Below are 6,214 nucleotides of genomic sequence, written 5' to 3' on the forward strand. Positions count from 1 at the left end.
TATCATTACCCATCGCCTGCCGCTTGATGAGGCGCAATACGCATACGAAATTTTCGACGAAAAGAAAGACGGCTGTATTAAAGTCGTGCTCAAGCCGTAACGTTCTAGCGATGCATAAAGGCAGTGCGGCCGAGACACGATAAGAAAAAATGTGGGAAGGAGGATGCGGGTGAACAATGTAGCGTTCCCGGTCGCCCGTCTCCATGACGGGACGCTTCGCCAGCTCCAGCAACTCGAACAGCGGCTGCGTGAAGAAACAGGAGAAGAAATTGTGCTTGTCGCTTATGAGCGGAAAACGGTTGATGAGGAGGAGACGAAACGATGATGAAGCGAAAAGTGAAATTTGACGCAGCGAAAAACAACAATAAAACGCCAACGGAAAGCTTGCCGGATACCGAATTTGCGGCACAATATGCCGGCGAGGAGGACATGATCCGCGGCGCGAACCGCAATTCGAAAAAAGGGCGGCAAGGAGGCGGGGATGGGTAAAGAGCATAAGAAGCGGCCCGCTCGAACGAATGAAGAAACGGTGTTTGAATGGGGCGATTTCGCTGCCCACGAGCCGCTTTGGATCATGGAGGAACAAAAACGGGCGAAAGAAAATGAAAAGAAACGAAAAAAGCAGGGATAACGCTCCCTGCTTTTTCACGTGGTGCACAAAAAAGCCGTGCCTCCGGCGTTTGGCCGTTAGGCGGATGCCGAAGCGGACAAGGCGGACAGCGGCGCGGAAAACAGCGTTGCGCCGGTGCCGGACGGATCAAAATAGGCGACGATGACGGTTGGCGCAAACGAGAGCTGCTTCGCGGCGATATAGCGGCCGACATCAACAGGCACGATTTCCACGACCGTATGTTTAAACAATTCCTTTTCCCCGAGCCCAAGGGCGGCAAAATCCGCTCCGAGCGCCTCGGGCCGTTCGAGCAGCGCACGGTAGACGGCTGTGCGCGTCGTTTTCTCTGTTTTTTCGTCCCACCACGGCTTGCGCGGCTTATATTTTTGATTGCGCAAGTAGTCGTATTTCATGAGCGATTCGGCGACAGGTAAGGCGTCTGGTACCGACGTACGTAAAAACTCATAGAGGCGGCGGAACAAGTCTTCCAACTGGTGGCCGATGCGCGCCCAGCCGCGCTCATCCCAATACGTGCCAAACTGCTGGAAAAAGTCAAACGGCGACGGGAACACATCGGTCACCAAGTACTCGATCGTTTCGTCCATCCGATGGGCGTTCCAATACTTTTCAAGCACGTCTTCCACTTGCTTGATGCGGATGACGTCATCAAACGACAAGACGTTGTTGGCGAGCACTTCATACGGCGCATGATCCATATAGACGTAGCCGTATTCATGGGCGCGCAGGCGCAACCCAGTGCCGCGCAGCAGCTTCAAAAACCCAAGCTGCAGTTCTTCCGGACGGAGGGCGAACACGTCGTTAAACGTCTTTCGGAACGAGTCGTAATCTTCTTCCGGCAGCCCGGCGATCAAATCCAAATGTTGGGCGATTTTCCCGCCCTCTTTAATCATCGTTACCGTTCGCGAAAGTTTGGCGAAGTTTTGTTTGCGCATAATGAGCCGATTCACTTCGTCGTTCGTCGACTGGACGCCGATTTCAAAGCGGAACAGGCCGGGCGGCGCTTCGCGGTTTAAAAACTCGATCACCTCGGGACGCATGATGTCGGCGGTAATTTCAAATTGAAATACTGTTCCGGGCACATGTTCATCAATTAAAAAGCGAAACATGTCCATCGCATAGCTGCGGCTGATGTTGAACGTCCGGTCGACGAACTTGATCGTCCGCGCCCCGTGCCGCATTAAGTAGCGCAAGTCGTCTTTGATTTTTTCGCGGTCAAAGTAGCGGACGCCGACTTCAATCGAGGACAGGCAAAATTGGCAGCTGAACGGGCAGCCGCGGCTCGTTTCAACATACACGACCCGGTTCGGAAGATGGGGAATGTCTTCCAGAAAGCGAAACGGCGACGGCATGTCGGCAAGGCGAATTTTGTTTCGCTGTGGGTTGACGACAATGCGGCCCCCGTCGCGAAACGCGAGCCCGGCGACATCACGGACGTCTCCATGGCCGTCTAAAGCGAAAAGCAGCTGTTTAAACGTTTCCTCTCCTTCGCCGACGACGATAAAGTCAAACTCCGGCACCCGCTCCATCCATTCGCGCACATCGTACGACACTTCCGGGCCGCCGGCGACGATGAGAATGTGCGGCGCTGCTTTTTTTAACATTTTGGCGACTTTGATCGTCTCTTCAATGTTCCAAATGTAGCAGCTGAAGCCGATGACATCCGGCCGGCGCTGGTACAAATCGGCGACGATGTTCAGCGCCGGGTCTTTGATCGTATACTCAACGAGCTTGACGTCAAACTCCGGCATTGCGTATGCTTTTAAATAGCGGATGGCGAGGTTCATATGAATGTATTTGGCGTTCAATGTCGTGCAGACAATATTCATAGAAGCAAAACCCCTTTGATTAGCGTACTAACCTCTCATTATAACGCAGTTTAACCAAACGAAAAAGAAGAAAAACTTGTCGAACGGTGGAGAAAAGAATTCGCAAAATCTTCATGAGCGAAGGGAGGAGTAAATTTTTCCACATCGAATATATATTTAGTTGACATGGTTTTAATAGACAAGGAGAGATGGATATGGTCCAAAGCCTTTCTCCTCGGGAAGGACAAAATGCGACGCCGGATGTGCGGCTGCTTGAAGAGGAAAATCGTCGCCTAAAGGAGCGGCTCAACAGTTATTCCGTCATTTTCGAGCGATCGCTCGACGCCATTGTCATTTTAAATAAAAACGGCGAGTTTGTCGATGTGAACGAAGCGGCGTGCAAGCTGTTTGAGATGGATAAGTTTGACTTGATCGGCCGTTCGCTTTCCTCGTTTTTGGAGCTCGTGCCGCCGGATATTTTGCTGTTTCAGCAGTCGATGCTGCAAAAGTTCGGCTCGTTCAGCGACGAGCTGCTCATTAAGCTGCCGGACGGCAAGGTGAAGCATATCGAATTTTCGATAAAAAAAGACGTGTTTCATGAATTTGACCTCGTGATGATGCGCGACGTTTCGGCTCATAAGGCGCTTGAGCGCGAACGAATCATTCATGAGTTTTTGTTTCGCGACGTATTCAACCGCGCCGTCGACGGCATCGTCATTTTCGATGAATTTGGGCGGTTTATCGATGTCAATCCGGCGTTTTCGATGAGCTTGAACTTGGAAAAAGGAAAACTGCTCAATTTGTCGTTTCAGCAGTTCGTCGCCCGCGAATGCGCCAATGAGTTCGCACGGCTGCTCGCGGAAGTGAAAGAAAAGAGAACGGCCAAAGGCGAGTTGTCGCTTGTCCGCCCGGACGGAACGGTGAAAATGTTTGAACTGACGGCGACGTCGAACGTCTACAGCGGCTTTTACATGGCCATTATGCGCGACGTGACCGATCGGAAAAATATGGAAATCAAGCTACAAAAAAGCGAAGAGCGGTTTCGGGCCATTTTCGAGCAGGCGCATGAGGCGATTCTCATTTGGGATGATTTTGGCTACATATTGAACGCCAATCCGGCCGCGAGCCGGACGTTTGAGCTGCCTTTGAATTTGCTTGTGCGCCGCAATTTGCTCGATTTTGTGGAATATGGGGATGAAAAGGTGAAGCGGATTTTCAGCGAGTTCCGCCAAAAAGGGGAAATTCGCGATGAGCTGACGTTCCATATGCCAAACGGCGAACAGAAACAGCTTGAGTTTACGATGAAAAAAGGGGCGATTGACGGCTACCATTTGACAATTTTCCGCAACGTGAGCGAGCGGCGGAAAATCGAGCGCGAGCTGCGCGAAAGCGAGCAAAAGTTCCGGAGCATTTTCGATCATGCGATGGATGGTATTTTGCTTTGGGATGCCAAGCATCGGATCATCGACGCCAATCCGGTTGTCTGCGGCATTTTTTCCGTCGAAAAGGAGGCGCTGCTTGGCCGAATGGTGGTCGAGCTCGTTCCGGAGCGGGCGCGCCGCCAGCTCAACAAGCTGCTTCAACAATGCCAACGCACCGGCGAAGCGAGCGGCGAGGTCGAATTTTTCGACGAGGGAAAAGGGAGAATTATTGAGTTTTCACTGAAAAAGGAAGTGATTCCCGGCGTCGGGATGATGATGCTGCGCGATGTGACCGAGCGCAAGGAGATGGAGCTGCAGTTGCGCAAGTCGGATACGCTCAACGTCGTCGGGGAATTGGCCGCCGGCATCGCCCATGAAATCCGCAATCCGATGACGGCGCTAAAGGGTTTCATTCAGCTGTTGCAAGGAAGCATTGACGGCGACTATTCGATGTATTTTAATGTCATTATGTCGGAATTGAAACGGATTGAGTCGATCATCACCGAGTTTCTGGTCTTGGCGAAGCCCCAGGCGGTGCAGTACAAACAAAATGATATCTGCAAAATTATGCAAGACACGATCGATTTGATCAGCGCCCAAGCGATGATGCACAACGTGCAAATCATCGCCGACTTCGAGCGCGGGCTGCCGCCGGTGTATTGCGAGCCGAATCAGTTGAAGCAAGTGTTCATCAATATTTTGAAAAACGCCATCGAAGTGATGCCAAAAGGCGGGGACATTACGGTGCGCATCACCCGCGCCGGGTGCTATGTGCGCATCTCCATCACCGACCAAGGATGCGGCATTCCAAAAGATAAAATCAAAAAGCTTGGCGAGCCGTTTTATACGACGAAAGAACGCGGCACCGGCCTCGGCTTGATGGTCAGCTATAAAATCATAGAAGAGCACCAAGGGAAAATTGAAGTGGAAAGCGAAGTCGGCGTCGGCACGACGTTCCATATCACGCTGCCGATCGAACGAATGGAAAGGGAGGACGACGATGACGATTGAATATGCAGTATACCGCTCAGAGCTGCTCGGCGACATTTACATCGCCTCCGACGGCGACGCGATTGTCAAAGTCGAGCTGTTTCCAGAAGAATGGCGCGCGTTCGCCGGCGAACATCCGGCTGTCAAAAGCTGGTCGCCGCTTCTTGAACGCGCGCTTAGGCAGCTGGATGAGTATTTCCACGGTCGACGCCAAGCATTTGACTTGCCGCTGAAGTGGAAGGGAACTGCCTTCCAAGAAGAGGTGTGGGCGGCGCTTTGCCGCATTCCGTACGGCGAGACGGCGACATACGCTGACATCGCCGCGCAAATCGGCCGCCCGAAAGCGGTGCGCGCCGTCGGTCAGGCAAACCGGGCGAATGAACTGTCGATTCTCGTTCCGTGCCACCGCGTTGTCGGCAAAAACGGCGCTCTCATTGGCTATGCTGGAAGCCGCACCGATGTGAAGGCGAAGCTGTTGGAGCTTGAGCGCCGCTTACGTAGATGACGCTCTTGCGTTCGTGGAACAGGCAAAGGGTTTGGAAGGCGTTGTATGCGGATGCTGCAATGAAGCAGGCGGAAAAAGAGGCTGACGGCTTGCCTAGAAAAACGCGTCTGCCCCCGAGGATTGCCATCCACGGGGGCAGAGATCGGGCGTTATTTTTTTTGCCAATGCGACAAGGCGAGGGCGCCGACTAAAATGGCGCCTTTTATAATGTCTTGGGCGTAATACGGAACGTTTGCCATCGTCAAGCCGTTCAGCAACACGCCCATTAAAATCGAGCCGAACAATGTGCCGATGACGTTCGGCTTGCCGGCGCCAAAGACGGAAAAGCCGATGTAGGCGGCGGCGACGCTGTCCATTAAAAGCGAGGCGCCGGCCGACACTTGCCCGGTGCCGATGCGCGAGGCAAGGACGATGCCGCCTAAGGCCGCAAAAAACCCGCTGATGACGTATGCATATGTCCGATAGCGGTTGACCGGGATGCCTGAGAGCCTTGCCGCCTCGCGGTTTTCCCCGGTCAAATAAAAGAGGCGGCCGGGTTTCGTGTACGTTAAAAACAGATGAGCGGCAATGACGACAAACAGCATAAGCAAGACCGAAAACGGCACGCCGAACAGCTCTCCCTGGCCGATAAATAAAAAGGAAGGAATGAATTTGCCCGGCGCCGTGCCGCCATCGGGCAGCGGCATGTCGTTGTAGATCGAAAACCCTTTCGTATAGGTGAGCTGCACGCCGTTAATGGCGTACATCGTCGCCAACGTCGCGAGCAAATCGGGCAATTTGAATTTGACGATCAACAACGAGTTCAAGAGCCCGACAGCAATGCCGAGCAACAGCGGCACGAGCAGGGTGATGAAAATTTCTT

7 protein-coding genes are annotated in these 6,214 nt (G+C 52.9%); 5 read left to right on the forward strand and 2 right to left on the reverse strand.

Translation table 11 applies throughout. The annotated features are described in order from the left end of the window. Window positions 1-169: 169 nt before the first annotated feature. The 3 genes from VU18_RS18315 to VU18_RS18320 are packed head-to-tail and all read left to right on the forward strand — an operon-like array spanning window position 170 to window position 631. On the forward strand, window positions 170-325 hold the full coding sequence (locus tag VU18_RS18315; protein ID WP_162837025.1) for a hypothetical protein: 156 nt from the start codon (window positions 170-172) through the stop codon (window positions 323-325). Then, a complete protein-coding gene (locus tag VU18_RS18235; RefSeq protein ID WP_011230441.1) occupies window positions 322-489 on the forward strand; it encodes a hypothetical protein in 168 nt (55 codons plus the stop codon). The genes VU18_RS18315 and VU18_RS18235 overlap by 4 nt, the downstream gene beginning before the upstream one ends. Beyond that, window positions 482-631, forward strand: a complete 150-nt coding sequence (locus VU18_RS18320; RefSeq protein WP_162837026.1) for a hypothetical protein — start codon at window positions 482-484, stop codon at window positions 629-631. The genes VU18_RS18235 and VU18_RS18320 overlap by 8 nt, the downstream gene beginning before the upstream one ends. 56 nt (window positions 632-687) lie before the next feature. On the opposite strand, the gene VU18_RS03975 is transcribed toward VU18_RS18320, so the two are convergent. Then, the gene (locus tag VU18_RS03975) at window positions 688-2,457 is read right to left on the reverse strand and encodes a B12-binding domain-containing radical SAM protein (RefSeq protein ID WP_047757689.1); all 1,770 of its coding nucleotides are present in this window, start codon (window positions 2,455-2,457) and stop codon (window positions 688-690) included. A gap of 194 nt (window positions 2,458-2,651) precedes the next feature. Here VU18_RS03975 and VU18_RS03980 point away from each other — a divergent pair, with 194 nt between their 5' ends. Continuing rightward, window positions 2,652-4,868: a PAS domain-containing sensor histidine kinase gene (locus VU18_RS03980; protein ID WP_047757690.1), complete on the forward strand. Its 2,217-nt coding sequence runs from the start codon at window positions 2,652-2,654 to the stop codon at window positions 4,866-4,868. Beyond that, a complete protein-coding gene (locus tag VU18_RS03985) occupies window positions 4,858-5,352 on the forward strand; it encodes a methylated-DNA--[protein]-cysteine S-methyltransferase (RefSeq protein WP_011230446.1) in 495 nt (164 codons plus the stop codon). The genes VU18_RS03980 and VU18_RS03985 overlap by 11 nt, the downstream gene beginning before the upstream one ends. A 149-nt stretch (window positions 5,353-5,501) precedes the next feature. Here the strand turns inward: VU18_RS03985 and VU18_RS03990 are convergent. Continuing rightward, window positions 5,502-6,214 (reverse strand): ABC transporter permease (locus VU18_RS03990; protein ID WP_236687278.1); only part of this gene is annotated, 713 nt, incomplete at its 5' end.

The organism is Geobacillus sp. ZGt-1 (assembly GCF_001026865.1).
Taxonomy (GTDB): domain Bacteria; phylum Bacillota; class Bacilli; order Bacillales; family Anoxybacillaceae; genus Geobacillus; species Geobacillus thermoleovorans.